The organism is Evansella clarkii, from assembly GCF_002019695.1.
In the GTDB taxonomy this organism is placed as follows: Bacteria; Bacillota; Bacilli; order Bacillales; family Salisediminibacteriaceae; genus Evansella; species Evansella clarkii.
Genome location: NZ_MTIV01000022.1, coordinates 159093 through 184751 on the forward strand (window position 1 = coordinate 159093; position 25659 = coordinate 184751).

At 45.6% G+C, this 25659-nt stretch carries 26 protein-coding genes; 21 read left to right on the top strand and 5 right to left on the bottom strand.

What is annotated here, in order from left to right:
* Window positions 1–15 precede the first annotated feature (15 nt).
* Window positions 16–897: a LysM peptidoglycan-binding domain-containing protein gene (locus BK582_RS25975; RefSeq protein WP_078598645.1), complete on the bottom strand. Its 882-nt coding sequence runs from the start codon at window positions 895–897 to the stop codon at window positions 16–18.
* 109 nt (window positions 898–1006) lie between these two features.
* Between BK582_RS25975 and BK582_RS25980 the strand changes: the two genes are divergently transcribed.
* The 13 genes from BK582_RS25980 (at window position 1007) to BK582_RS26035 (ending at window position 9535) form a co-directional block, all read left to right on the top strand.
* The gene (locus tag BK582_RS25980; RefSeq protein WP_078598646.1) at window positions 1007–1978 is read left to right on the top strand and encodes an MBL fold metallo-hydrolase; all 972 of its coding nucleotides are present in this window, start codon (window positions 1007–1009) and stop codon (window positions 1976–1978) included.
* A gap of 305 nt (window positions 1979–2283) precedes the next feature.
* Window positions 2284–3156: a hypothetical protein gene (locus BK582_RS25985; RefSeq protein WP_078598647.1), complete on the top strand. Its 873-nt coding sequence runs from the start codon at window positions 2284–2286 to the stop codon at window positions 3154–3156.
* Between the two features lie 137 nt (window positions 3157–3293).
* The gene (locus BK582_RS25990; RefSeq protein WP_078598648.1) at window positions 3294–4361 is read left to right on the top strand and encodes a hypothetical protein; all 1068 of its coding nucleotides are present in this window, start codon (window positions 3294–3296) and stop codon (window positions 4359–4361) included.
* A 22-nt stretch (window positions 4362–4383) separates the two neighbouring features.
* Complete coding sequence (locus tag BK582_RS25995) at window positions 4384–4650, top strand: hypothetical protein (protein ID WP_078598649.1); 267 nt, start codon at window positions 4384–4386, stop codon at window positions 4648–4650.
* Window positions 4651–4707: 57 nt separating this feature from the next.
* Complete coding sequence (locus BK582_RS26000) at window positions 4708–5310, top strand: hypothetical protein (protein ID WP_218190785.1); 603 nt, start codon at window positions 4708–4710, stop codon at window positions 5308–5310.
* Window positions 5307–5576 (top strand): hypothetical protein, encoded by a 270-nt coding sequence (locus BK582_RS26005; RefSeq protein ID WP_078598651.1) that lies wholly within the window; start codon window positions 5307–5309, stop codon window positions 5574–5576. The genes BK582_RS26000 and BK582_RS26005 overlap by 4 nt, the downstream gene beginning before the upstream one ends.
* Before the next feature lie 6 nt (window positions 5577–5582).
* On the top strand, window positions 5583–5714 hold the full coding sequence (locus BK582_RS28195; RefSeq protein WP_276328237.1) for a SprT family zinc-dependent metalloprotease: 132 nt from the start codon (window positions 5583–5585) through the stop codon (window positions 5712–5714).
* A gap of 4 nt (window positions 5715–5718) precedes the next feature.
* The gene (locus BK582_RS26010; RefSeq protein WP_078598652.1) at window positions 5719–6117 is read left to right on the top strand and encodes a hypothetical protein; all 399 of its coding nucleotides are present in this window, start codon (window positions 5719–5721) and stop codon (window positions 6115–6117) included.
* A 155-nt stretch (window positions 6118–6272) separates the two neighbouring features.
* Window positions 6273–6473, top strand: coding sequence for a hypothetical protein (locus tag BK582_RS26015; protein ID WP_078598653.1), 201 nt, complete (start codon window positions 6273–6275; stop codon window positions 6471–6473).
* A 269-nt stretch (window positions 6474–6742) separates the two neighbouring features.
* Window positions 6743–6910: a hypothetical protein gene (locus tag BK582_RS27525; RefSeq protein ID WP_169911356.1), complete on the top strand. Its 168-nt coding sequence runs from the start codon at window positions 6743–6745 to the stop codon at window positions 6908–6910.
* A 71-nt stretch (window positions 6911–6981) separates the two neighbouring features.
* Window positions 6982–7524: a hypothetical protein gene (locus BK582_RS26020; protein WP_078598654.1), complete on the top strand. Its 543-nt coding sequence runs from the start codon at window positions 6982–6984 to the stop codon at window positions 7522–7524.
* 175 nt (window positions 7525–7699) lie between these two features.
* Entirely contained in the window at window positions 7700–8467 is a 768-nt protein-coding gene (locus BK582_RS26025; protein WP_078598655.1) for a CPBP family intramembrane glutamic endopeptidase, read from the top strand.
* Window positions 8468–8866: 399 nt separating this feature from the next.
* The gene (locus BK582_RS26035) at window positions 8867–9535 is read left to right on the top strand and encodes a hypothetical protein (protein ID WP_078598657.1); all 669 of its coding nucleotides are present in this window, start codon (window positions 8867–8869) and stop codon (window positions 9533–9535) included.
* A 64-nt stretch (window positions 9536–9599) separates the two neighbouring features.
* On the opposite strand, the gene BK582_RS26040 is transcribed toward BK582_RS26035, so the two are convergent.
* From BK582_RS26040 to BK582_RS26050, 3 genes are all read right to left on the bottom strand, one after another.
* Window positions 9600–10334: a metal-dependent hydrolase gene (locus BK582_RS26040; RefSeq protein WP_078598658.1), complete on the bottom strand. Its 735-nt coding sequence runs from the start codon at window positions 10332–10334 to the stop codon at window positions 9600–9602.
* A 230-nt stretch (window positions 10335–10564) separates the two neighbouring features.
* Window positions 10565–10900 (bottom strand): hypothetical protein, encoded by a 336-nt coding sequence (locus BK582_RS26045; protein ID WP_078598659.1) that lies wholly within the window; start codon window positions 10898–10900, stop codon window positions 10565–10567.
* Between the two features lie 69 nt (window positions 10901–10969).
* Window positions 10970–11362, bottom strand: coding sequence for a hypothetical protein (locus BK582_RS26050; RefSeq protein WP_139368367.1), 393 nt, complete (start codon window positions 11360–11362; stop codon window positions 10970–10972).
* Between the two features lie 508 nt (window positions 11363–11870).
* Between BK582_RS26050 and BK582_RS26055 the strand changes: the two genes are divergently transcribed.
* From BK582_RS26055 to BK582_RS26090, 8 genes are all read left to right on the top strand, one after another.
* Window positions 11871–12140 (top strand): hypothetical protein, encoded by a 270-nt coding sequence (locus tag BK582_RS26055; RefSeq protein WP_078598661.1) that lies wholly within the window; start codon window positions 11871–11873, stop codon window positions 12138–12140.
* 161 nt (window positions 12141–12301) lie between these two features.
* Window positions 12302–13624: an AAA family ATPase gene (locus tag BK582_RS26060; protein ID WP_078598662.1), complete on the top strand. Its 1323-nt coding sequence runs from the start codon at window positions 12302–12304 to the stop codon at window positions 13622–13624.
* Window positions 13625–13731: 107 nt separating this feature from the next.
* Complete coding sequence (locus BK582_RS26065; protein WP_139368368.1) at window positions 13732–14154, top strand: hypothetical protein; 423 nt, start codon at window positions 13732–13734, stop codon at window positions 14152–14154.
* Between the two features lie 163 nt (window positions 14155–14317).
* Window positions 14318–16111: a hypothetical protein gene (locus BK582_RS26070; protein ID WP_078598664.1), complete on the top strand. Its 1794-nt coding sequence runs from the start codon at window positions 14318–14320 to the stop codon at window positions 16109–16111.
* A 117-nt stretch (window positions 16112–16228) separates the two neighbouring features.
* Window positions 16229–16786 (top strand): hypothetical protein, encoded by a 558-nt coding sequence (locus tag BK582_RS26075; RefSeq protein ID WP_078598665.1) that lies wholly within the window; start codon window positions 16229–16231, stop codon window positions 16784–16786.
* Between the two features lie 99 nt (window positions 16787–16885).
* Entirely contained in the window at window positions 16886–18853 is a 1968-nt protein-coding gene (locus tag BK582_RS26080; protein WP_078598666.1) for an AAA family ATPase, read from the top strand.
* A gap of 136 nt (window positions 18854–18989) precedes the next feature.
* The gene (locus tag BK582_RS26085; RefSeq protein WP_169911358.1) at window positions 18990–22130 is read left to right on the top strand and encodes a UvrD-helicase domain-containing protein; all 3141 of its coding nucleotides are present in this window, start codon (window positions 18990–18992) and stop codon (window positions 22128–22130) included.
* Window positions 22131–23084: 954 nt separating this feature from the next.
* Entirely contained in the window at window positions 23085–24335 is a 1251-nt protein-coding gene (locus BK582_RS26090) for a cell envelope integrity TolA family protein (RefSeq protein ID WP_078598668.1), read from the top strand.
* A 49-nt stretch (window positions 24336–24384) separates the two neighbouring features.
* Here the strand turns inward: BK582_RS26090 and BK582_RS26665 are convergent, their stop codons facing one another.
* A complete protein-coding gene (locus BK582_RS26665) occupies window positions 24385–25602 on the bottom strand; it encodes a GIY-YIG nuclease family protein (protein ID WP_139368369.1) in 1218 nt (405 codons plus the stop codon).
* Window positions 25603–25659 lie beyond the last annotated feature (57 nt).

The window sequence follows — 25659 nt, forward strand, 5'->3', positions numbered from 1 at the left end:
CCAGATGGGTTTTTATTACTTGATGTCCGGCTGTTCGGTGTCTGACGGAAATAACAGGATCATCCCTGCAGGAATCACATCCGCATCTCGGATGCCGTTTAGTTCCATAAGCTGGCCGAGCGGGACGTGGAAGGCACGGCTGAGCTTAATCAGCGTGTCCCCTTCTTCGGCTACGTAATACATGTAACCCGTGGCGTTTAAGCCTTCCACCAGTTTCAACCGCTTTGAACCGTCGATTTGTCCCGGGTATAACTGCTCCGCTTCCGCATAAGCGTCTTCGATCGTCATATGAAGTGATTCCTCTAATGAGGATATTTCCGTAAGGTTTTCTTGGCCTGCAACCTCTATGAGCGTGTTAATCAGAGCATCGAATTCGGCTTTATCCATCTCGTTCAGGTGATCCATCATATCGGATTTCTCCGGGGAATCTTCCTGCTTGAGAGAGACATGTAACTCAATATCTCCCTGCACGGACTCCCCTTCTGTTCCTGATTTTTCTGTGATCGTTAGGATAAAGTCCTGGAAATCTTCTTCGCTCATACGGCTTATATGAGACACTACCTCTTCCCTGCTCACGTTCTGGTCAATGACAGCAGAGGGAAGATCCGGCGTCGGTGCGAAACCAGAATCGGTTTCTCCCCCGGCGATTTCCGGAGCACTGACACGTTCCGCCTGTACGGGCGTGGCTTTCGCAGCCAAAATTTTATATTGCACATCCGACGAAAAGAAAAATGTGAGAATCAATACCGAGCCGATCACCGCGGCGATGGATATACCCGACAACATGCGGAAGCCAAGTTCGTCTGCCTGCGCTTCGACAGGGCCTCCCTTCTGCATGACAGGTTCGTCCTGTTTTTTACTTGTTTTATCCGTGATTTTTGTCCTTTTGGATCTCATGATATCACTCCCTTCCTACTGCTAATTATACTGGAATATATTGGCAATAACAATATAAATAAGTTAAAATATAATTATAAATCACTGAACAGAGAGGGGTTTTAAAGAAATGTCATTCGCATATATTAACCACCCGGCTTATCATTCCGAGAATGAAGAATTAAAAAGTATTTATAACAAATGGCGCCAGCGCCAATTCGGAAAACGCATTCCGGTGCATGTCTTTGGATCAGGGTCCGAGGGGAACTCAGTGTATCTCAAACCATACCGTACGCTAATTGACCTGGGGCTTACGTATAAAACTTATCAGGAGTACAGCCCGACGTTCTTCCTGGATGTGGATTACCTTGTTTTAACGCACCATCACGGGGATCACCTGAACCCGTCTACACTTAATCGTGTGATTCAGAATTACCCGCACATCCGCATTATTCTGTCTGATTTTATGTGGAACATGATTACCTCGGATGATTTTAAACCTGAATACCAAAAGCGGGAAAAAGGAGAAATGGTACCATTCGGTCACGATCCGGTATACCGGACAGACACAAGCGGACAGCGTATTAAGAAACCATCCGCATGGGCTCCTGAGTTTTTCAAGCATCGGTCCAAATTTAGGACAGCTGCCCCCGAGACGCTCACCACCCATGACGGGAAAAAGTTTTTATTTGAGCCGCTCACGGTGAAGCACGGGGATATCGTAAATATTGCCGTGCAAATCAGCGATCCGGAATTGGAATTCGAATTTCTCTATGCCTCAGATTTAGATAATTTGGGCGGAGAAAGATCATTCATCGACTGTTACGGCAACACGCAGCATGTCACAGGTCTCGATCAGCACAGGCGTTATACCTGTATGTTTTTAGAAGCCAACTACGATGAGACAATTCTGCAAAACTGGTATGACAATCTAAATCAAGACGATCCGGATTATCGCGGGAAAAAGGCGCGGGCCGATGGGAACCTGAGACACATTTCCGAACAGGAAGCCAGCGTGTATATTGAACAACATTTAGACGAAAACGGGCTGTTCGTCCCGCTTCACGCATCCAAAACGTTCGGTACGCTCCATCAGGCGTAGATACTTAAAAAGAAATGCAAAAATCGCTTTGATACAAAAAAGCATACAACGGAAAGAAGACAACCTGACCTTTCATAAAGGTCAGGTTGCTTTCAGGGCGAAAAGCGACCTTTTCGCCTAGATAAAGTTTGAGAGAAAGTTCCTCAATGATGATGTAAAACCTGTTTAAATATTATTGAAAACGTTGTGCATACAGCGTTTTTAAAGTATAATTAAACGTATAACAGGATACATTGTCCCTATCAAAAACATAATCAAAAAAAATTAAACGCATGGAAAACCCATGCAAAAGGAGAAGATGTATCATGGCAAAACAGACACGCGAACAATTAGGAGTAAAAGAAGGAGATCAAATCGTTCTGAAAGGAAAAGTGACTTTCGCTCGCCTGGACAAAGCAGTTGACGGCGAGGCGCTTGTAAGTGAAAACCAGCGCCGCGCGAGAATGGGTATGCTCCACACGAAACCGTTCCGCAGTGTAACCATTGAAGAACCAGAAATCGTGCAGGGTGACGGAACAGCGCTTGCTCAGTTCCACGGCCAAGAAGTGTATAATAGCAAATCCACAGGAAAGCCAACAATGTCCTTCGAGACAAAATCTCTGTATGCACCTTCCTATGGTCACATACAGGAAAACGGTACGATTATGGAAATCGCTGATCCGGAAAAGAACCCGGCTCAAGGACAAGTTGTTTATCTGCTGATTACCGCTTTCAAAGCGAAAGGATTTAACAACCTTGGTTCCACGTTTGACACGGTTGTATTCGAAAAGGGACCGATCCAGTTCTATGAAGGTAGAGGAAACAGCCTTGCTGGTTTCGGTCAAGCAATGAACATGCCTGTACAGAGCATGACAAACGCAGAAAGAGAAGCACAACAGCCACAGGAAAAACCGACCCCAGTTGGTGCTGGTGTTGGAGCGGATCAAGGTAGCTTCGGCGGTGGCGGTTTCGGACAGGCACCTGCTGGTGATCCTAACCAGCCTGCAGGAAATCAAGGCGGTTTTGGAGGTTTCGGACAGGCAGCACCGCAAGATCAGGGTCAGGCTGGCTTCGGTCAACCGGCTCCAGAACCAAACGGCGCAAGCCCTAACCCATTCGGTGTTCCAGAAGGTGCTATGTCAGACCAAGGGTCCCCGTTCGGCAATAGCGGACAGAGAGGCAAAAGCCCATACGCGTGATTGTAAGAAATAACTAAACGAGGGGCTTACTGCCTCTCGTTTTTTTTATATAATGGAAAATGTGACCAAATGCAAAACGACACAACAGCTTCTGCAACTACAAACGAGAACTACGCCGAAACGAAAGGAGCCTACTTATGCAATACCCGATGGTACATCCATTCACTTTCATGCAAAACCCACTGATTAAACATTTATCTGAAGATCCCTACTGGACCGTTTCGGATGATAATAAACGCCCTGTAAACGCCCGGCTACTGCTTGATACGGGAAACGTATACAACGCGAAATTCGATGGAGAATGGCCGCTGACTACGCTCCAGGAACTGGACGCCGACCAAAACCTGCAGGCGGTGAATCGTGCGTATCGTTTAAGGGCAAGAGAAAACCGCGTTATTGCTATTGATGTGGAGCCGAGCGCACCGGAATCCATGAAACAGGAAGTGTTAGAGTTTCCGGCCCATTTCACGGAACTCTCTAAAAACGGCGGTGTCCACCTCTTAATTCTCGTACCGGAGGACTTAATTCATTCAGAAAACCGGTACATGTTCGAGGAACTATCTGTCTTTAAAGAGCCTGTTCCGAAACCGGAAAACCCGGACGAAAAACCGCGAGGGGCTCACTTCGAAGTCTTGTTTAACGATCACTTCGTGACATTCACTAAACGCATGCTCACACAAAAACCATGTGTAGACTATAACCAGGACCCTGAAGCCAAGAAGAAGCTCGCTGACTTCTTAGACAACATTGTCCGGATGGATACACAGAGAAAGAAAGAGCGGGAACTCGCCAAGCAGTACCGCATCGGGATGATGAAAAACATTATCGATGAGGAAAAGGAGAAAGTGATTGAATCCTTTATTTCGATTAAACCGTTCGAAAAGACGAAAGAGCAAGCCGAGAGCAAAACTGTGAGTGACTTCGGAGGAGATGCTTCCCGCTATGAAATGAGCGTCGCCAACGGGATCGCCTTTCATACGATCCGTATACATAAGCTGGCGAAAGACACGATGTCATTTAAAGACATGGCTAAGTCCCTCACCGAGCAAGACCTTGCTTATGCTATATACCTGATTTTAAAAGAAGTCGTACCGCACCGGGAAAAGCACGATGAAACCCGAGACGGGCTTCCGTGGCTGTTGTACACATCCAAACGGGCGTATGAGTACGTCAAAGCGCAAAACGCGAAGCGGCAGAAAAAATAGAATCGAAAGAGGGTTTCTGGCAATGAGACAACTACCAGTAGATTTAAACAGTACTGAGAGGTATACCGATAACATCGGAGATAAAATGCCGCTTAATGAATTTCTGGAGTGTTGTGACGGCGGTATGTTTATCGACTATGACGGACATGCTTCTGAAGTTATTTTAGACGGCCGTATCATCTCGGATAAGCCATTTTCTCCGAGTGACCTGGAAGAAGGTGTGCGGGAGCAGCTTCTCGACATTCAAAAGACCCACGGAAACCTGACAATAGTATGGTACAACAAATAGTAACGAAAACCGGGCAGTGAATTCACTGTCCGGTATTTTATTAGCAAAGGAGAATTGATGATGAAACCAGCATTAAAAGATACGAAACTCTTTATCCCGGAAATCCCGAAGCATTGGACGGATCGCACCCGCTCCGGTCACAGGAATATCTGGAATCATGACTCAGATGATCCGAACAAACCAGAAATATCGCTCACACCTCCGGAACAAGGTCTATACGCTGTACGCTTCGAAGGCGGCTGGTACTGGGTATGCGGTTGTGAGGTATGCCATGGAAATACGGGTGTGTATTCCTATATTGTTTGCCACGACCATGACCGCTGCGTCACCTGCGGTACACATCGGGAAGACTTGACCGATGCCCCATGGGGGCGCCTTGCAGGCTTCCAGTGTAAACCATGTGCAGAGAAAGAACACGCCGACAGAAAAGCCGAAGCGCTGGCCAAGGCCCGGGAGGAGAACCACTCCGAGATCGACTGCTCTTATGAGGACAGCATTATCTGTCCGACATGTGCATCGGTAAACGAGCGCGAGGAACTTCATGAGGTCGGAACTCACCGTATTACCTGTGACGTCTGTGACGAAACGTTCAACGTCGACATCGAGTACGAGATACGCTATACCGCAACGAATATAAGAGAAAGTGGGAATGCCTTATGACATATGTGGTCTGCCAAACACCAAAATGCCAGCAAACGTATCCTTTAAATAGCTTTAAACCGGAATCTGTGAACGTCCCCTGCGCCAAATGCGGTGGTGTTCTGATCGATAAAGACGGTCGCGCGAATATGTCCCAAAACCCGCACGTCATACCCGTCATCACCACAGACGAGATCAAGCAAAACCGAAAAGAAAAACTCGCCCGCAAACGCAAGGAGCTTGCCCGCCTGCAAGCTGAAATAACGGAACTGGAACAGGAGGTATGACCTGACATGTCTGGAAAAATACACGTCCTGTACAAGTGTGACGGCTGCGGCCAAACGCTCATCGCAAAAAGCCAGGATAACGTTCGGCGTGTGTCCTGCGGTACATGTATGGAAAAATCACTGAAAAAAGGAGCCTGACCCTATGAAATCCAAAACATTCTCAAACGGACTGGTGGTCAAGCACCGCCGATCCGCCATTATTTTAGAAAATGCTGACGGAAAACCCGAGACGCAGTCCCGGTTCGCCTACCCTTTTACACCTAAAGAGCTGGAAACATTCACCGATTATCTGCACCAGGCAGCGAACGAAGCGTGGAAGGATATCACGCCGAAAGAAGCCTTCAGTATGGGATCGGATTATGATGAGTATTACGACCGACGTTATGACAACAACGGCTACCTCTCTATCACAGAATCCGGACTTAGCATCGAAGCTCCACACTTATCCAAGGATACGCTATATCAGTTCAACAAGGCGAAAATTCAGTCGTTTATTTATGACCTGCAAAAGCTACTAAGCGCGATAGAGGAAAATGTGTGATGAAAGATTTTCATTTTAAGTCATTCGGATTAGGGGTGTTACTCGCTTGGTTAGTGACAAATGTGACCTGGACTGTATTTTAGTCAATCGAACAGTCCAGACACATAGTACGTAACAAAGTAGAAAATAACTACAAACTAAAGGAGGGTGTCGGTATGAAGGTAGGAAAAAAAGTAGTAGTTTTAAAGAACGGGGCGTTATTAACAGCCGTCATTGAAGAAAAACATATCTGCCGTAGCATAATCGAATATAAGGTCAAATATCTGGATAATAATGAAGTTGATTACGTTTCTGCAGCGCAAATAGTAACTAAAAAGGTTAGTGATGACACTATCAAAACATTAGAAAATATTTGATAAAACTATAATGATAGTTGCGAAATACGAATATGTAGCTCAATTAATTGAGGTGGAATGATGAAAAATTTTCTACAAATAACCCTCTATTATGCTGGAATGACATTAATAATTTTATCGGCAAAAATTGAAAGAAATACTTCGCTGATAAATGATTTTAAAAGGAACAGAAAAGAAGCCCTGGTGGCGTATAGAGCCAGAAACAAATGATTTACAGCCAACAAGGGGAAATCTAAGACGAAATACTTTTTAAAATTGGTGGTGGTAAAATGTTGTGGATTATCCTTGCATCCCTGATTTACCTGCTAATAGGATTTTTCTTCTCAAAACCGGATAACTGGAACATGATACAGAAAGTCCTCGCTCATATATTTTGGCTACCGCTGGTTATTTTTGTGGTTATTATAGTCAGACTCGGTGAAGTGAAAATCATGTGATTTGTATAAAAAATATTACATTATGTTATTACATCTTACGTAATTATATTACTTAATAAGGAGGCTAAATCATGCCTGAATTTATCAAAACCGAACATGTCAACCGCATGTTTCCCTTCGAATTTTATAACGAGTTGAGCGAAAACCTGAAAGCCTTCACGCTTCTCAACCCGGCATTCATCCTGCGGGATCATCTCGATGTCACGACAGAACAGTGTAAAGCACTGTTTGAACAGTCACGGAAGAATAAACCGATGGATACGTTGAATCAAAATAATTTAATTCAGGTGGAACCATTTGGCGAGCTGTTAACGCTCGACATGTGCTGTCCCTCGGAAGACAAAAACACCGTCCTTCGAGAACGCGATAAACGCAGCCAATTACCGCTTTCGATTGTCGTCGCCCAGCTGTATGATTCGTCCGGCTTCCCGGTGTTCTCAAAAGATGTTACCGAAGAATCGATTAAAAACATCCCAGAGGTCCTCTGGGACGATCCGAACCTTTTCTTAGGGGTCGTCTCCTTTACGGAAGAAGAACCTCGCGTGGCTGTGATAAAGATACCGAAGCGCATTGAAAGTCAGCTATTCGAAAGCGTCCAGGGTGACACTCCGTGACGCCAGGCGTGCCGGCAACTACCGGCACGTTTTTTTAATGGACAACCACCTTTCTCTCCATGACCAAAAAGCGAACAAAATGTCTTTAAAAACGCTCTACCCGTATAGTTTTTCTTGTCATTTAGTGTCATAATAGAACTAAGTATTACCAAATAATGGAAATGGGGTGTTGTTCATGCCTGCGGCAAGAAAACCACTGAAAGTCCGCCAGATTGAGCGGATGAAAGAAAAAGAGTATTCGAAGAGTTATTTAAAACAAAAACAGGAACATCAGGAGGAGCCAAACAGTTACCCGCTGACACGGCTTATCCTCATCAAAGATTTTTTCCGTACACCGGACTTATACAAAGCTATTGGTTTCTTTTTCAGCATTCAAATCATTATCGCCACGATTGCTGCAGGGTTGAGATATCCGGAATTCGCAGGGGCCTTGAACTTACTCGCCCTGGTTCTAGGTGTCACCATTGTCACATTATCGATCCGAACAATTAACAAACGACAGCGACTGGACCCCACAAGAAGGAGATTCAGGCTCTCCCGCGTCCTACTCATCGTCACAGTAATGCTTTTAGCGCTGTTTGCAACCACGTTTATTTATAACCTTATCGGGATCACTATGCCGGAGCAGCCGAATCAGTCATCACTAAATTCTTTACTGGTCGTGTTTCCGGTAGTAATGATCTTTACTATGGTGGTCGTCTCCCCTGTCACAGAGGAACTGGTATTCCGCGAGCTGCTGCCGTATGCGACCGGTCCGAGTTATCTGAGTTTTGTTATCGCAAGTATTATCTTTATTGCATTGCACGCCCCATACGGGATCATGGGCTGGACGAGCTACGCCATCCTGGCAGCCGGGTTTCTATACGCCCGACTGAAAGACAATAATGTTTACACAGCGATCGCTGTCCATATGATATGGAATGCATTGACGCTAATCATTTAGATATACCAACAAATGGAAATGTGTGGTAAATTAAAATTCCGGTGCGGATATTATATACGCTTATCCCGCACCAATATCACACACCTAATCTACATAATCAATTAAGGAGGGGGACCCATGCTTGTAATCTGTCTAATTGGTTATCTTTGTATAGGAACGATTGTAATTATTTGGGGCGCTTATGACCCGATTTCAGAGCAAGTTGATTGGTCATTATCCGGCGGGTTTGGGAACCCTTTACTCATGTGGTTTATATGCATCATCATTTTCCCTATACTCCTCCCAAGCATCATACGTGGAAGGTTACGGCTGAATAAACACGCTAAGATATATCGAAAACATAACCCTAAAACTTAATCATACAAACAAACTAGTATCTACTAAAAGGAGCGCTCATACATGAACCGCGAAAGAACAACAGAGGAAAACAAAGATATGGAAATTATCAAACATACGACGAAAACATCCAAAGCATTTAATACTGGTATAGACCCGATCCATCTCCTGGAAAAACTGGACGGATACATGGAGGTATTGACCAATAACCCAAGTGAGAAAGATGTCCAGGGCATTAAAAACGAACTCGAATCCATGGAGATTATCACACTGACCTACGGAGAAGAACGCTGGTGGATCAATGAGGCGCTCGTATTACATAAGTACGTGATGAAGCGACCAATGGCCAAACGAATCAGCCATCTGTTCAAAACGAGAGGTGAATGGAGAAGTGAACACGTCAAAAAAGACAATATCGAAGTGAAATCGAGGGTCCATCTGCCGATCCATGTAATTATCCAACCGCAAGCGGATATTGACACTGAAAATAACGATGCCAACAAGCTAACCTTCGCCATAAAGGGAATTCACCACTCCATAGAAGAAATGCTGGAAAACGGCGATTCTTCCTGTGGGGTTTTCTTGAAACCGTACGGCGTCATCCATATGAACAGACTCAGCATGTGGTTGGAAGAAAATGAAACTTACGGTCACTGGAGTATGAAAGACGAACTCCGCACGATGAGTCTGTATGAGATCGCCAAAGAAACAGTTATCGAAACGAGACTTTAAGAACAAAAAAAACCTTACAGGGATAACCCCTCGTAAGGTTTTTTATTTGCGATACGGTACTTTCTCACATCAATGCCATGGTTCGAAGTCCAAAGCTCGACCAAATAATATACCCGGCACATACCACATGAAGCACAACAGCCGCCTGGAATACCACATTTTCCCCAAAACCACCTGTCTCGTATACAAACGAACGATAACTCCCCCGCTTCCGGCGCCATTTAGGTACAGGATAAAACCAGCGAATACCCTGCTTACTAAATGAATCCTCGACAATATGAAGCGTATATCCGAGCGCCAGAGCAAGCAAGTATACTGATTCGGTATACCACGCAACCCCTGCCGCCAACAAGACGATCCAAATGGTATGGGTAATCGTCCGGTGCGGGATCGCCCGGCTTATTGGTGTGACATACCTCCCCAGTGTGGAGGTTTCCGAATCAATGTCCGGCAGGATCGTTCCGAGCGCAAAAAACAACAACATGAGTGTGATCGTAAGCGGATATGTTCCTTCCGCTACGAGATAAAGGGTCCCCATACCCCCTATCATCGTGACCAGCTGTAAGAGACGTAAACGCCCGCTCCCTATATTAAACAGTATCAATATAAAACAGCTGACCACCCCTACCATCAAACCGTATTCGGTAAATGACAGCGGTTCTCCGATTGATAGACCAAATACCTCTAAATAATTTCCTCCCTCTACAGCAACGTCATTCCGGTTCGCATACGCCGTGTACCCTATTAAGGCAGCATGCGCCAAAGCAAGCGAACCGACAGCATGTGTTCGTCCAAGCATAGGCCTCTCCCCGCTTTCTTGGTATTATTTTTCTGTACTATTACATAAATATATTACATGTTACGTAATACTATTTTTTGATAAAAAAATATACTCGGTCTTCGCCCCTCCCCTATGGAGTCATAACTTCGGCGCGTCTTCCCGAGCAACATCAGATCAAAACGACAACTAATAATTAATATTACATAAATATATTACATATTACGTAATATAAAGTATTTTTTTAAAAATTACTCCCCATTTCTCACCCGGTGGTACGCATCATTTCGTATCGCGTCCCTCGCCTCATTGGTGTCATCTTTTACGATGGACTGGTGTAAGGCAACGAGTTCGGCTAAAAGCATGTTCGTCACACGACTCTCCGTCGCCACGGTGTCCAGTCGATCATGAATCAATTCCAGCCATTGAAGCTGGGCCTTGGACGCCTCTAATTGCTTCTGGGACGACGCTACCTGCTCTTTCGCAAGAGATACTTGCTTCTGTATTCCTTTTATCAACACCGAAACCTCCCCCGGCGGTTTCGGTGCCGGGGTAAATCGTTTTTTTATTTCGGCAACATTGTGCACGACGCATCTCCTCATTTCCTTATTTTATTAGACTTAAAGACTAGAAGACTACAGCTTGAAACAGTCAGTTTAGAATAAATCTGAGTTCTCTCCGCGCAGTATGGCCAGGTAATCGTTCGGATCTTCGTTAACCTCCAGTACGTTCTGTCCATCAAAATACGGCAAAATTGGTATTCCGAGATGCACCATCCCACTCACCAGGCAGATGTTTTGATACTTCGGTGACCCGTCCACAAATAGCGGATGGCGAGAGCGAAAACGGAATGTCTTTTTCTTCGAGCAATCAATGTGTATGCGCTCTACAATCTTGTAAGCCGCCGGGATTCTACTACGGCCAAATGATGTACTTATAAACTTAATTAAATTAATCAGGGAACTATCAATCATATGAGAATCCGGATAGTATTCTTCTTCAAACACCGGTAAGGCGTTCACCCCGTCTCCACCTTCCAGAAATTCCATCAAGGGTTTCTCCAGTACCTCGTACATAGAGAATGACCTCACCTTGTTATCATCGCACATTTTCACTTCACACCTCTCTGCTTTTCTACAACCCGTCAGCTTTACGGGTATGTTTACCTATTACTATTCTATCATATTTGTTAATTGTTTAACAGCAAAACGCTGTCCGTACAGCGATTTACTTTACACATAATAGTTTACACCTATATTTGGAAAAAGGCAAGATATGGATAACAAGTAATAAAAGTTGAAAACACTGTCTGTACAGAGGATTAACCTTTCGTATAAATAGGACTTTTGTACAAACGTAATAAGTGAAATGCAAGTAAAAACGCTATACACACAGCGTTTTTTACACAAAATCGAGTTTCCAAATTACGACATTTTTTGTCGAATTGTTAGAGAAATAGTATTGGGTCAAAATACCTATTGTTTTCGCCGGGAAATCAGCCGAAAACAATCGATCAAACCTATGAGTCTAAATCCATGAAGAAGGAATGATGTAAGGATGGTCAGTGAAAAAGATAACGTTCTAAACGGGCTGACAGATATGTTCTACGAGGTGCAGCCTGATGAGGAGTACTTGGAGGAAGATGAAGATACGGCAGACGACATCCGTCAGGTCCAGAAACTCTCGAATGACAATGCTGCAACAGCCGAGGAGAAAATCAAAGCGCTCGCGGACTTTAACGGTAAGTGGTTCCCAGACGGGCTGTCTGCAATCGAGCAGAAGACCTACCGGTTCCTGCTCGATCAGGCCGAGAAATTAACAGTCTAAAAGGTCTTACGTCACACTTGAAACCCCTGTGATTCCGCTGGTATTGCGAGCGGAATCACCAATAAATCAAAAGAAGGAAGACCCCAGGTTCTATGTGACCCCTCATAGCAGAACCGGTCAAATTCATAAAAAACTAATTATCCGAAAGCGAGGAATCTATTATGAAATCAGCATTAACATTCTCACAAGTACAACCGTTTATTGAGGCGGACCTAAGAGCAGGGCAGACACCGGCCCTTATGGGACCAGCAGGTATTGGTAAATCCAGTCTGACAGAAGGGTTAGCTCGTACATTCAAGACGATGGTATTCACGCTGCCTGTTAACCAGTTAGCGGACCGTGCCGATCTGACCGGTGTTCGTATGACTCAGTCCGAGAACGGAAAATGGCGCCAGGAGGCTTTCCCGCATTCTATTATCATGGAGGCTATCGAATACGCAGAGAATCACCCGGACGAAAATCCGATCCTGTTCTTGGACGAATTTAACCGAGCTTCTTCTGACATCACGTCTTCTATCTTGTCGTTCCAGACGTTACGTCGAATCGGTACGATTGACTTCCCGGACAACCTTCGCATGCTCGTTGCTGGAAATGATAAAGGGAATGTGACCAGCCTGGACGAAGCTAGTATCTCTCGTTTCTCTGTGTACCATGTCCGCCCGGATCTTGATACGTTCCTGAGTATCCAAACGCTTAACCCGTTTGTCACAGATGTGCTGACCAAACATCCAGAGGATTTAATGGCCATGGAAGCGGTTGAAAACAGCAGCAAGGATGACGGTGACGACGATGAGGATGAGGATAAAGAAAGTGAAGAATACGCATTCTCCCAATTGGAGTTCATGTCTGAAGATACGTTCACGCAAGTAACACGTCCAAGGACGATTACGTATGTGAGTGAGTGGCTGAACAACATGGGAATCGATAAATCTGGAAGTGACACAGAGCGCGCATTGCTCGGTCAGCTGTTTGCAGACATGACAGAAGCAGATGATTCCAATATCCTTCTTGCTGGTATCGAAGCCCACGTTGGAAGTACGACGTTTGCACACCACCTGTTCGATGAAATCAATACGCATTTCAATGCGATGCTAAGCGCTACGCACGTTTCTAACCAGCCGGTTCTTAACGATCTGCGACCGAAACAGGATATCATCAATGCGCTAAGTCGTTCACAGGACGTACAGGCTGTCGAGCAGCTTATCACCAATATGAGCGAGAAAGACCGCCTGAACACCCTCGTATGGCTGACAGAGCAATCCAGTACGAAAGAAATTAACAACAATCAGGCTGTGACTGCATTTATGTCTAACGCTCCGCATCACATCACGCAGTTTGACAACAAAGCCATTCAGAACTTGATGAAGGTCCTTCCTGATTCAACGAAGGTGGCAGAAAGCGCTGTACAAGCCATGCTCGGCAGCACCGCACCGGTGATGAACCAGTGGAAAGGCATGATTCAGTCCGTGATGGAGCAGGATTAATCGCATAACTTTAAACCTGTACAAAGACCCTCTGAGGATAGCGCTCAGAGGGTGGTTTTTTATTGTCCGTATTTTACACGGCTTTATTCAGAAAGGAGACTGCCCTTATGGCAAATTATGAATCTCGTATGCGCACTTCCTATTTCCAGGTGAAAAATGAGGAAGAGTTCCTCGAAACAATGAATAATCTCAATCTCGATATCAAGATCGTCACAGAAGACAAAGGTATCGTGATTTATGGATCGGATTTCACGTATACGACCCAAGAGATCCTGGCCGATAATGGTGATTATATTGGAGAAAAAGAAATAGACGTTTTAGATATTATACAATCTCACCTGAAGGATGGGGAAACCGTACTTATCAACAGCATTGGCTACGAAAAAATGCGCTATCTTCACAGTACATCTGTGATTATCACATCCAAAGAAATCCTCAGTGTCAGTGCAGAAGAGGCTGTGAAGGAGCTGGCAGTGAAGCAAGGGTTGCTCACGGAGGAACAGGCTCTAACGTTAGAATGCATTTATTAAAAAAGTAATACGTAATAACCCTCTGAGGATAGCGCTCAGAGGGTTATTTTTTAATCAACGAAAAACCCAGACCTTCTTATCCGAAGCGGGCGGTAACGCGACCCGCTTCCGATAAAGCAAGCGAAAATCGATTTATTAACCTATTCCGAAAGGGGAATTACACATGTCAATTAAAATTCGAAATCAAAAACCGGCCGTTTTATATCAAGATCCGTTCAATGTTCTGCCGAATATCAACGCCGACAAGGACATAAACGAGTATGGGGACAAAATCACGGACCACATCAAAGACCGCTATATCAAACCGATGTACACGCCCATTAACAGCAACCATCCAGTGGTCATTGAAGATAATGCTGGTGGAAATACACAACAAATCGACGAGGATACACTCTTCAACGGTGTGATGCACCTATGGACGAGTGACACGCTCGATGTGACCCTTCAAGACCAGATCAGCGAAATCTATCGTCAGGGTATTCAATACCTTGCTCCGAACGACTGGTATTTCGAAGAACAGCTCGGTATCGAGGCGCTTACACGCATGAAACTGCCGGTTCCGTCCCAAAGGGCTGGAAAGATCGTGAAGTACTCCGCTTCAGTGGATGTGATTCCGACAGCAAAAGCGTTCCTGGCACAGCCAGACGCGACGAACGCCATTAACTGGTTTGCGAACATCGCGGCCTATACGCATGAGCGTCCGTTTAATAATTACTTACTCATGACGGTGCAGACAGCCGACGTGTTCAACGATCTCAAACAGCAGGTGAAGAACTACGTCCAGGCGTGGCAGACGAAGCAGCCGATCAGCAAAGACGTGAACAAACTGCTTGCTGACTTCGATAAAATCGATCTGACAAACGACTTATCTGCCGGATTGTTTCTACCAAACGGCGGCGGAGCTTCCCCAGCGGAGCAGGACGCCTTATCGTTTACCCGCATTGTGCTTTATGTCATGAGCCAATTCGAGAAAAACACAAACAATCCCGGGGCGTTTACGATCCAGCCGTCGAATCTGCAGCAAGTATACTTCCCGGAAAACCTTATTATTCTGAACCTGGAAAACTACGCGCACGCAAAACCTGCGGATATTAAGAGTGACTGGGATCAGTTTGAAAAGGCGCTCAACGCCAAAAAGAATCTGCGCTTTATTTCAAACAAAAAGCTGATGACAGCCAAAGCGGTCAACCGAAGTATCGGCGGAGGCAGTAAATCATCAAGCTCCTCTGGGAAAGGTCGAGGTCTTGAACGGGCGAAAGTGCAGCCATTCAGCGGAAAACCAATCCCGGCACAGCAAATGCTTACGATGATGAAGCGCGTAATCGAATCGCAGGTCACAAAACAAGTGACGCAAAACACGTACAAGAGCCAATCCATCTCGTACATGCGACCAAACAGACGTAAACCAGATGACATTAACTTGCCGGGTAAGCTGACTACGACGATGTACCGCCCCGACATTCATGTATATCTCGATACATCTGGATCGATTTCTGAATCCCAGTACAGAGACGCTGTGACAAACCTGATTATGTTGACGAAACGGATTAACTGTAACTTATACATCACTAGTTTCAGTCACTACATCAGCCAGACGTCCCTTCTCAAAACGAAAGACCGCTCCACGTCTCAGATTTACCAGCAGTTTCTGCGGATTCCGAAAGTGACTGGCGGAACGGACTTTGAACAGGTATGGCGCAAGATCGACATGATTGATGAGTTCAACAAAAAGAACAATTACTCGCACCAAATCAACTTCATGATTACCGACTTTGGCTACCACCTTTCTTCCGGCCACCGCTGGGATCAATCACGGGCGAGTGTGAAGAACACGTATTACGTACCGATGTCCATGAACCCAAATGGATGGCAGCACCTGCGCCAATGGGCAAAAGAGTTTAGAGAGCAAATGATTAAAGCGGGAGATTACGGCATCAGAAAGCGCATGCTTCTGTAAATCTTTCAGACACATAAAAGGGGAGCGGACCTGTCACCGCTCCCCTTTCACTATAAAATCTGTGAAGTTGAAAATCTAAGAAACTAAAACTACTAACAACAGGAGGTAACTTATGAGATGGATACAAGAGAGGTGTTACGACCATTTAAAAGACAGCGATTAGGGTTTGAAGGGGTACTGATCGACATATTTGAACCGAACAAACGAAACGGGTTCAGCTACGGGCTCGTATTTGCGAGCGTATATGCTCCAAATGAAAGAATTGAGCTGGACCACGTAGTTATCCAGATGAGCGTGGCAGATTTCAAGAGGGCTCAATTAACCCTTTATACGCGTTATTATTTCACAGCGTCCATCGAATCGTACTACAAAGTGACAGACATTCTTGGGATTACAGCCAGACGAGAAAGTTTCATGCTCCAAAACATCAGTTTGCACAAGCTGCGGGAATTGCCTGAATCTCAGCTTGCGCAGCCAACCGCATATGTCATGAAACGAATCAATAACATCATGCTCTGCAAGGCCGGACCGCGACATACCGAAGAGGAACTGATTGATACGGTGTGCAGAACCGCAAATGACGGGTCGGTCGAACAATTTATAAATGAATATACAGAAAGTTATCAGCAGGTCATCGTAAGTAAACGTGACGTCGAAGACGCCCTGTACGCCTAAACCCTAAAAGCACGGCCCGCCTGGTCGGTCCGCAATCAAATCTGGGAAGAAATCGCTGAATGACCAGGCGGTACAAAATGAAAAGAGGAGTGTTGAAAAATGGAAAAGACAACAAATATCAAAATGGGGAAACACGACACGCTGCGCATGGCATCGATTCATGATTTCGGAAAGAACGATCAAAATGGTAATGGCTCTGGTACTGGTGCCGGCGCAGGTTCAAGTGCCGTTGTAAGTGTTACGCAGGCCCCGTCTAAATCAAACGGGCAAGGACAAGATGACGGGGAGATAGACCTTCTCGTCAATTACAACGAACTTGCTAAAAAAGGGCACTTCTCCGAGGCCTTATTTCGTGATGCCCAAATTATGCAGGTGTTAAGCGTGCTCGCTTCCAAAAAGAAGCCGAATGCCATTTTAACAGGGGATTCCGGTGTTGGTAAAACGCAAATCGTAGAGGAAATCGCCCGCAGGCTCGTCAATGACGACCCGATCGTAAACAGCATGTTAAAAGGGATTACCCTGTATGAGCTTCCGCTAGGGAAAATCGTGAGTGGTTCTAGTTTTGTAGGACAGCTGGAAGAGAAAATCTATCAAGTCATCGACTTCGCACAAAACCCGAAGAACAAAGCAATTATCTTTATCGATGAGATCCACCAGATTATGGGATCGGAATCGAACCCGACGTACAATAAGCTCGCTCAGATTTTAAAACCGGCCCTTGGCAGAGGACACCTGCGCGTCATCGGAGCAACAACCACCCAGGAAGCCGTCACATTCCTTAGTGACCCGGCATTCTCGCGCCGTTGGTCAGATGTACAAGTTCCTGAATTGAGTCCGGAACAGACGGCTGAGATCGTCCTGAACATCCGGGACGCCTTCCAAAAGCACCATAATGTGATCCTGCCGGACAACGTGATTGAGCATGCAGTCGCTATTGGAGATGAATTCAAGCAATACGGCTCCCACCGACCAGACTCCACGATTACGCTGATCGATAAAGCGATGGCAGACGCCCGCATCAAGCGCGTCAAGCTCAAAGAAGAGGCGAAAGTTAATCCTCATCTGCAGCACATCATCGCAGCGCAGCCCCGCCCTATCGTTGGTGTGAAACAGCTCAAACAATCGGCGCTTTCTCTATTAACCGGAGACGAGAAAATGTTCGAACAAAACGCGGATCTGCTTGAAAATGCGCTTGATGACCGGATCATCGGGCAGGAAACGGCGAAAACAGCCGTCATAGATGCGGTTAAACGTCTCGGTCTTCGCCTGACAAAACGGAAACGTCCTGTGAGTTTCTTATTTGCCGGACCCTCCGGAACCGGGAAAACGGAAATCGCCAAGCAAATTACCGAGGCGGTCTTCGGCTCCAAAGAACGCATGGTCTATATCAACATGAGTGAATTCTCGAATCCAGCATCCATGACACGAATCATCGGTTCCTCTGCTGGGTATGTTGGCAGTGACTCCAAACAGGAGCTTCCGTTTGACACACTGGAGAACAATCCGTATCAGGTCGTATTACTGGATGAATTCGAAAAGGCGCACACGGAGGTCCAGCGCTTCTTCATGCAGGCTCTCGATGAAGGGGTTGTGAAGACGAACCGCAACAAGGAGATCGACTTCTCCCGTACGATTATTATCGCTACGACAAACGCCGGCGTGATTGACATGTCTAAGCGTTCCCTGGGATTTGTTCAGGAGGAAGCGCCAAAACGATCGAACGAGGACATTATTCGCATTCTGCAATCGTCGTTTGATACAGAGCTCTTGAACCGTTTTGAGAAACTGATCGCCTTCACGCCAATACAAAAAGAAGACTACACGAAGATCCTTGCCGTGAAGTATAACCAGTTGATTGAAGAAGCTCAGGCAAACCGCAAAGACCTGCTGTTTGCACCAAGCCATATCGATATCGATCAGGCAGTTTCAAACGATAAGTTGTGTGAGCTGGCAGAACAGTCTTATACACCGGCCTCTAACGGTCGTCCGGCTGAGAGGACGATCCGGGAATACATCGAGAACACCATTCTCGATAACCCGAACGCTACGCAGTTCGACCTTTTGTAAAACTTAAAAAACTGTCTTCTGACGAGAGCTAAAAAGCGTTATCAGAAGGCACACGGCCATGTGTACCCAATTGTCGTACACATGGCCAATTAATTATATAGAATCAAAAATCCATTGAATGAAAGAGGGTATAAGCATGCCAATTACAATCGATACGTCTTCTGATAATCTGAATGAACAGATCACTCAAGTGAACAACACGATCGCTTTGAACAAACAAGTAGACGCCAAATATTTCTCGAAAAACATGACCGGAAACGGCAAACGTAAAACCGGGCTATTCTCCGTAGATAACGACACAATCAATACGTTCATCAAAGAGAGTCGCCGGCTTTTAGACCGCGTTAACCTAAACGAAGCCGCTCACAAGAATCTGGAACGCCACAGCCAGCAAACGTTCGGTAACTTCTTTCATCAGAGCACGAAAGAAAAAGACCAGGAGTTCAAGAAATTTGAAAACAACCTGACCTCTATGATTCCACCGGTCATGCTTCTCCCGATTTTATCGTCAGCATCTCCTGCGGCACTATCTTTCCCAAAAGATATCGGGATGTATAATCTTAATGCGCTGGAGACGATCTGGACAAAAGTGACCAACGGTACCATCGACGGAAAACCCGCGACGACTTATGCACGACCAGTCGTACAATCTATGAGACTGTATTCCAGGGAGAAAAAACACCAATCAAAATCCGGCCATGTTTCTACGGAATCCCAAGTTACCGGACAGCCGGACATCTATGTGCTGTTTGCAACGGTGCTTGACGATATGGATAAAGACGGAGACATGATTTTTGCGAACTCCCGCATCAATGGCGGACGCCGTGTTACGGAAAACCAAGGGGTTGTCACGCTCGCAAGTCTGGAAGAGAAATCCAGAACCGAGTACGACTACAACAAATTAAACGAGCAGCTGGATAACCACCTGATCGAAGTTATCGGCAACACACAGGTGAACATCCCGGGAATTACAGCTCATCAGCTGTCTCTTACGATTGGTGACGAATCCATGAGTGACCTGCTCGAATCGCAGGCGACAACGATCACACACCAGGCCGAGGAAACTCTGCTAAAATTCGTTGAGGTATTCAGCGCACGCATGAAGGAACTCAAAGCGAAGAATTACCACTATCCGAGCGCACAAAAACATCTTGATAATGCGCTTATCACGTTCGTTCAGCATATTGATTTACTGAATGATATAGAGGATAACCTGATTACAACCGACCTCCTGGCGTCGATCTATCAGAAGCTGAAAGAGAACCTGGGTGACCAGCGCACGATTAATGACATCGCACGCCACAGTCTGCGCCTCTTATTGTCTCAGCGACTGCACGAACTGGAGGAGATCCGTGACAACGATGGGCTGTATCGCTTTGAGCCGAACGACCAGATCGTTAACCAGGCTATGCAACAAAACCCGAACTATTCGATGCAGCAAAAGCGCATCGTTACCACGACTGATCCGCTTGTTATCGGTCAGGCAGGTGCCGGTTCCGGGAAATCCCATACACTTATCGGACGAATCAACTTCCTGAAAGACCAGGGTGAAGATTTGAGCAAAGTGCTGGTATTAAGTTTTACAAACGTCGCCGCTATTAACATCAACAACCGTTTTCCAGGAGTACGCTCCGAGACGCTTGCGAATATGTTTCATACGATTTATTCCGCGACGCATCCTGCACAAAAACTGTCTCAGCCGTCTACCGTGGCTAACTCGATCCGCCTCTTGAACCCAGCAAGCCAGTATTTCCAGGACATGGGCCTTGACGCAGATGAACTACGAGAATTTATCGAAGATTTCGCCATGAGGCTTGAGCAGTTCGACCAGACAGGATTTAAGCGTGTGAACCTGCAGCAAGAATTAAAACGCCTGTCTAACCTTATCGAAGGAAATCTTGATATGTGCAGCTATGTCTTAAACGCTGTGGAACAGACGACGCTGGAGCTGGAACCGATCATCATTCACCATAAGCTCCTTCACGGCGGAGACGACCTGAACATTCCGGACGCTTACCAGAACCTGAATTATATTATTACGGATGAATCACAGGACATCTCGACATTTGAGTACATCCTGCTGTTAGAGTTGACGCTTCACTATCGCTCCCAGCTGTTGATTATCGGTGACGGTTCCCAGACATTGTACGAGTTCCGTAACTCCGATCCACGTTATATGAACGCACTGGAAGCATCGAACGTGTTTACCAGCCACAAACTGGAGACGAATTACCGTTCTAACGAAGAAATTCTAATGTATGCTAACCAGTTCCTGCAGGTCATTGACGCAAATAAATACGCAGGTATTCAACTTAAATCTTCTAACTTCAGCTCTCCAACGGAACAGTCCGTGAAAGATGCCATCACGATCGGCGATAATGAAATCTCTGGCGGTACGCTGAAGGACTACACGGAAGGCCTGAAAGAGTATTTACAAAACGACAAGCAGTTCGAGAAATGGTTTATCGACCGCGTCAAAAAGGGCGAACAGGTTGCTATTATGGGCTGGACGAGAAAAGAAGTTATCGAAGCGGGTGAAGTGATTGAGGCTATGCTGAAAGACCACCAGCTTGCTCACATCGAAGTCACAAACATCATGTCTAACAACGAGCGTCCGATGACACTATTGTCTCGTTTTGCACGGGCGAAAGCCGAAAGCCTCCGATCTTTCGATCCGACTCATCCGCACTACCTGAAAGAGATCGAACGTCATGTCGATGAGTTCCTGAACAGGGAATTCAAGCGGGCATCCAGCAAACAGAGTGCGTTTTATTACAACTTCATCATGAGAAACGTAAAATCCGTAACGCAAAGCCATGAATGGAACGCCTGGGTAGCGGACTACCGCCAAGGGAAAATCAATAGACACCAAATCGGCAGTTTCCTGATTCAGCAGCTCCTTCGCCTGGAAACACGCAAGAACGCGATGGATCAATTCCTGCGTAAACAAAAAGATGTGCCGAACTACGATAAATGTCCAATCATCCTATCGACGATTCACGGTACAAAGGGTCTGGAATTCGACCACACTGTTGTCTTGTTTAACGAAACAAAACGCGGTGCGACCTCACAAGAATCCATGAGAATGATGTTTGTGGCTTTATCACGCGCGAAGAAGTCCGAGTTTATTATCAACTCTCATCGCGCATCGAAAATGCGTACCGTGTCAGATTCCCATGCCGGGATGTTCCAAACACCGGTCAGCAGTGCCTTTCTCCGCACGATGAACGACGCGGCGAAGCTCCAGCAGGCTCAGCCTGCGACGGCCACACCTTAACATCTATCCGACCTCTGGACCCTCATGGGGTTTCGGAGGTCTTTTTTTTTCTTGCACGATGCCAGGTCACACCCAGTTATTAAAATGCTTTATTTAAGGCGAGTAATGGGCCGTAGAGACGTTTTAGGACCTATCGGGGTGTAAAAGTACCAATTTACTGGATAATGGCTCACAGACAATCTCTCAGGGGTAGATATCGCCATTACGGGAGTATTTAACACCTCACCCCGAGATCACAAAGCAAAAACCGCTTAAAAATCAAAAATGTTCCTTCGTTCCTGGTTTATTTGAGAAAACTTTATATACGTAACACGTATGTATATATTATTTTTTTTTATAAGTCTTTACTTAATAAAAAGAGGAACAAAGGAACATAATCGCGTGACCCCTTGGTATGAAAGGATTTAGCTGTTCCTTTTTTGCCTGTGACTCCAGGGACATTGGAGGGACATTTCAAGAGAAAAAGGAACAAAACTGCCGAAATTACTTGCATGTATGCAAAATGAGGTGTTTGTTCGTTTAATGTTGGAACCGCTTACATTTATAAATCTACTTGCATGTACGCAATTTTCACTCAAAAAAAGGAACATTTAGAGCGAAAAAGGAACATTTTGACCCTAAAAAGGAACAAAGCAGGAACAAATATAGGGACACCTTTTCGGGGGCATTTAGCAGTATCCCGCCCCTCTTTTTTCTGTGACTTACGGACCGAAGCGTCCGTTTTCGCCGATGAACAAAACCCTGAGTGTTGTGGTAGGCGGAATGAGAGGAAATAAAAGTGAAAACGCTCTGCATACAGTGGAATAGATAAATTATTTCATTGTTAAACAAATAGGCATATGCTATAATGGAAATAGATGGAAAACACTGTACGTCCAACGTTTTAGTTATAAATTATGCTTATTTTGCACCCCACCATGAAAAAAAGGGACTAAAAAACAGGAGGTTTTATTGATGATCGAGGAAATGAAAAAGATAAACGGCCAGGCTGAGCAAGACAATCAGACAGGCATTCAACCGATCCAGACAGCTATCGCCGAAGTGAATATCGTACCGGCTATCACGGAAACATCCAATTTTCAAATTGTGCTGCAGGAAATCCCGCTCCGGGTGCAGGAAGCAAACAAACTGCTTGAAGATTACCGCGAAAATCCCGACGCGTTTCTTGAAACCATCGACGATGCTACCCTGGATGGCCAATTAAAAGAAATGGCGCAGGTGTCAGGGTTTGTCAGAGACGTGGAGAAATCACGTAAGGACATTAAGGCATATATGAATGGCGTCCGGGATCAGCTGCTCAACACGCTCGATAAGCGCCTGGAAGGAGCGTCGTTTCGCGAGTTGGAGCGGGCCCAATCGGATATTAAACAATTAAAGAAAGATGTGGACGCTGACCGACGCGCAAAGCGCTGGGAGGAAATCAGAGTGACGTTTGAAGCGAATGTGAACCGTTATCCGTTGCTCGGAGAATTCACCCCGGAACTTGCGGACTTCAGCCGGTTCAAGCTCTTGTTTCCGAAACTGATCTCTGGGGCGAAAACACGTAAAGTGAAAGAGGCGGATCACACAACCGTAAACGAGACACTCTATGCGTGGAATACCGCGGTGGAACTCATAAAAGAAAACGAATGGGGATTGTCGCCGCAGGATTTGAACCAGCTGCTTACGATGTTCAAACAAAATCCTTCCGTAGAACTGGTTCAGCGGGAAGGCCGACAGCTTAGAATTAACGCCGAAGCCCGAGAGAAAGCTCGCCAAGAAGCAGAAGCCCGCCGTATCGCACAAGAGCGTCAGGCCAAAATCGCTGAGCAGCAACGCCAGGAAGAACTGGCACGCATTCAGGAGCAGGAGCGTCAGGCTAAGTTAAAACAGGACGCTGAAGCGCAAAGGAGAGCGGAGCAAGAACGGCAGGCGCTCGAAGAACGCTCTCGTCTGATGGCGGAACAGGAACGCCAGCGGAAAGCGGAATACGCCAACTTCGGCGGGCAGTATAAAACGATTTTCAAAGAATCGTTCCCGCGTTTTATAGAGTACCTGTTTAACAACCCGGCATATCACGATGTCCATTCCAGTGCGCAGACCAAAGCATCTGTCATTTATGACATCATGCGCCAGGTAGAGCGTCCGGACTCCGTGGTCACAAGGGAAACTGCGAAAGATCCACAGAAGGTGCTGGATCTTGTCCGATATATTCTGGATGCGTAAATCGCACAGCTGAACGGGAAAAAGGGTCCGGGGGTTATCCCCGGACCCTTTATTTTTTGGCTTTTAATGCGAGTGCTTTTTCACGGCGCTCTTTGAATTTAATTAATTTCGCCCCGTCAATGTTTAAACGATCAATAGCCTCATCAAGAATAGCGATTTCATTGTCGTAATCTTTAAGTTTTCGATAAGCCATGGCATATGAATCATATAAGACGGGTGCGTCGTAGCCGTTGTAACGGGCCTTATCGAATAATTCAATGGCTCGCTCAATATTACCATCTTTTCGTTCCCTGTCGCCTTTTTCCCAGTACGGCATCCCTTCGGCGAAGCCTTTATGGGAGTCATTCGAATTCTTAATTTTATTTAGCGCGACTCGGTTATGGACAGGGTTGATCGATAGTTCTTCTGTAACAGCCACCTCTACTTCGCCATACTTTTCTTTTAACAGCAACCAAACATCTATTAAATGGTAGGTCGGTATATTCCGACCGAGTTTCTCTAATGCTTGGTCTTGATCCGACTCATAATTAGTGACGTAATCATCCCCGATGTATATCCACGCAGTAATTGATTTTGCATATTTGCTTTTCATGATTTTGCTTTTATTAGACAGCAATAACGTTTTTGTTTCACTGATATATTTGTCCAAATTCCCACCGTAGATGACATCGATCTCATCCCGCATATTCCGATCAATGAAGACGACGTTTTTTAGATTTTCATATACCACGCCATCAAAGGAGCGATGCTTTATCCCAAAGTAATGTTCTTCTATTTCACTTGGGTATAGACAAGGAGCTTTTTCAAACTGGAGTGCAGGTGTGCCAGGGCTTCGATCATATCCGTTATCTCTGTTAGTCAACAATGGGATGATTCGATTTGTTAACCTATCATTTGTTTCATTTAGTATTCTGGTCATTTCTTGCGTTTCTAACGCGATCGCCTCGTCTTCGGTCAACCCCTCCCCGACAAAACGAACACCGGTGTCGTACATGTTGCGGATTTTTTCAGCCTCATAGGCCCGTTCGTGAAACTCTTTATAGCGGTCTTTTCGCCCTTTTCCCACATAGAAGGTTTCACCCGTCTCTTTAATAAACCACGCATACACATAGAAATCTTTCGCGGTGCTTCCAGTTGAAACACCTACATCTGATGAAGAAATAGAGACGTTATGATTTTCATCAAATGAAATCCCCACAGACATATCCATAGATTGTTTCTTTTCTTTCTCTTTTTTCTTTCCAAAAAGTTTGCCCAACAGCCCCATTAGTACTCCTCCTCTTTGATTTGATGGTGTGAGAAGTCTTACCAAGATGTCTAACCA

Bases quoted from the DNA above. Each gene is read 5' to 3' on its own strand.
- BK582_RS25975 (WP_078598645.1), bottom strand. From the start codon at position 897: ATGAGATCCAAAAGGACAAAAATCACGGATAAAACAAGTAAAAAACAG.
- BK582_RS25980 (WP_078598646.1), top strand. From the start codon at position 1,007: ATGTCATTCGCATATATTAACCACCCGGCTTATCATTCCGAGAATGAA.
- BK582_RS25985 (WP_078598647.1), top strand. From the start codon at position 2,284: ATGGCAAAACAGACACGCGAACAATTAGGAGTAAAAGAAGGAGATCAA.
- BK582_RS25990 (WP_078598648.1), top strand. From the start codon at position 3,294: ATGCAATACCCGATGGTACATCCATTCACTTTCATGCAAAACCCACTG.
- BK582_RS25995 (WP_078598649.1), top strand. From the start codon at position 4,384: ATGAGACAACTACCAGTAGATTTAAACAGTACTGAGAGGTATACCGAT.
- BK582_RS26000 (WP_218190785.1), top strand. From the start codon at position 4,708: ATGATGAAACCAGCATTAAAAGATACGAAACTCTTTATCCCGGAAATC.
- BK582_RS26005 (WP_078598651.1), top strand. From the start codon at position 5,307: ATGACATATGTGGTCTGCCAAACACCAAAATGCCAGCAAACGTATCCT.
- BK582_RS28195 (WP_276328237.1), top strand. From the start codon at position 5,583: ATGTCTGGAAAAATACACGTCCTGTACAAGTGTGACGGCTGCGGCCAA.
- BK582_RS26010 (WP_078598652.1), top strand. From the start codon at position 5,719: ATGAAATCCAAAACATTCTCAAACGGACTGGTGGTCAAGCACCGCCGA.
- BK582_RS26015 (WP_078598653.1), top strand. From the start codon at position 6,273: ATGAAGGTAGGAAAAAAAGTAGTAGTTTTAAAGAACGGGGCGTTATTA.
- BK582_RS27525 (WP_169911356.1), top strand. From the start codon at position 6,743: ATGTTGTGGATTATCCTTGCATCCCTGATTTACCTGCTAATAGGATTT.
- BK582_RS26020 (WP_078598654.1), top strand. From the start codon at position 6,982: ATGCCTGAATTTATCAAAACCGAACATGTCAACCGCATGTTTCCCTTC.
- BK582_RS26025 (WP_078598655.1), top strand. From the start codon at position 7,700: ATGCCTGCGGCAAGAAAACCACTGAAAGTCCGCCAGATTGAGCGGATG.
- BK582_RS26035 (WP_078598657.1), top strand. From the start codon at position 8,867: ATGAACCGCGAAAGAACAACAGAGGAAAACAAAGATATGGAAATTATC.
- BK582_RS26040 (WP_078598658.1), bottom strand. From the start codon at position 10,334: ATGCTTGGACGAACACATGCTGTCGGTTCGCTTGCTTTGGCGCATGCT.
- BK582_RS26050 (WP_139368367.1), bottom strand. From the start codon at position 11,362: ATGGAATTTCTGGAAGGTGGAGACGGGGTGAACGCCTTACCGGTGTTT.
- BK582_RS26055 (WP_078598661.1), top strand. From the start codon at position 11,871: ATGGTCAGTGAAAAAGATAACGTTCTAAACGGGCTGACAGATATGTTC.
- BK582_RS26060 (WP_078598662.1), top strand. From the start codon at position 12,302: ATGAAATCAGCATTAACATTCTCACAAGTACAACCGTTTATTGAGGCG.
- BK582_RS26065 (WP_139368368.1), top strand. From the start codon at position 13,732: ATGGCAAATTATGAATCTCGTATGCGCACTTCCTATTTCCAGGTGAAA.
- BK582_RS26070 (WP_078598664.1), top strand. From the start codon at position 14,318: ATGTCAATTAAAATTCGAAATCAAAAACCGGCCGTTTTATATCAAGAT.
- BK582_RS26075 (WP_078598665.1), top strand. From the start codon at position 16,229: ATGGATACAAGAGAGGTGTTACGACCATTTAAAAGACAGCGATTAGGG.
- BK582_RS26080 (WP_078598666.1), top strand. From the start codon at position 16,886: ATGGAAAAGACAACAAATATCAAAATGGGGAAACACGACACGCTGCGC.
- BK582_RS26085 (WP_169911358.1), top strand. From the start codon at position 18,990: ATGCCAATTACAATCGATACGTCTTCTGATAATCTGAATGAACAGATC.
- BK582_RS26090 (WP_078598668.1), top strand. From the start codon at position 23,085: ATGATCGAGGAAATGAAAAAGATAAACGGCCAGGCTGAGCAAGACAAT.
- BK582_RS26665 (WP_139368369.1), bottom strand. From the start codon at position 25,602: ATGGGGCTGTTGGGCAAACTTTTTGGAAAGAAAAAAGAGAAAGAAAAG.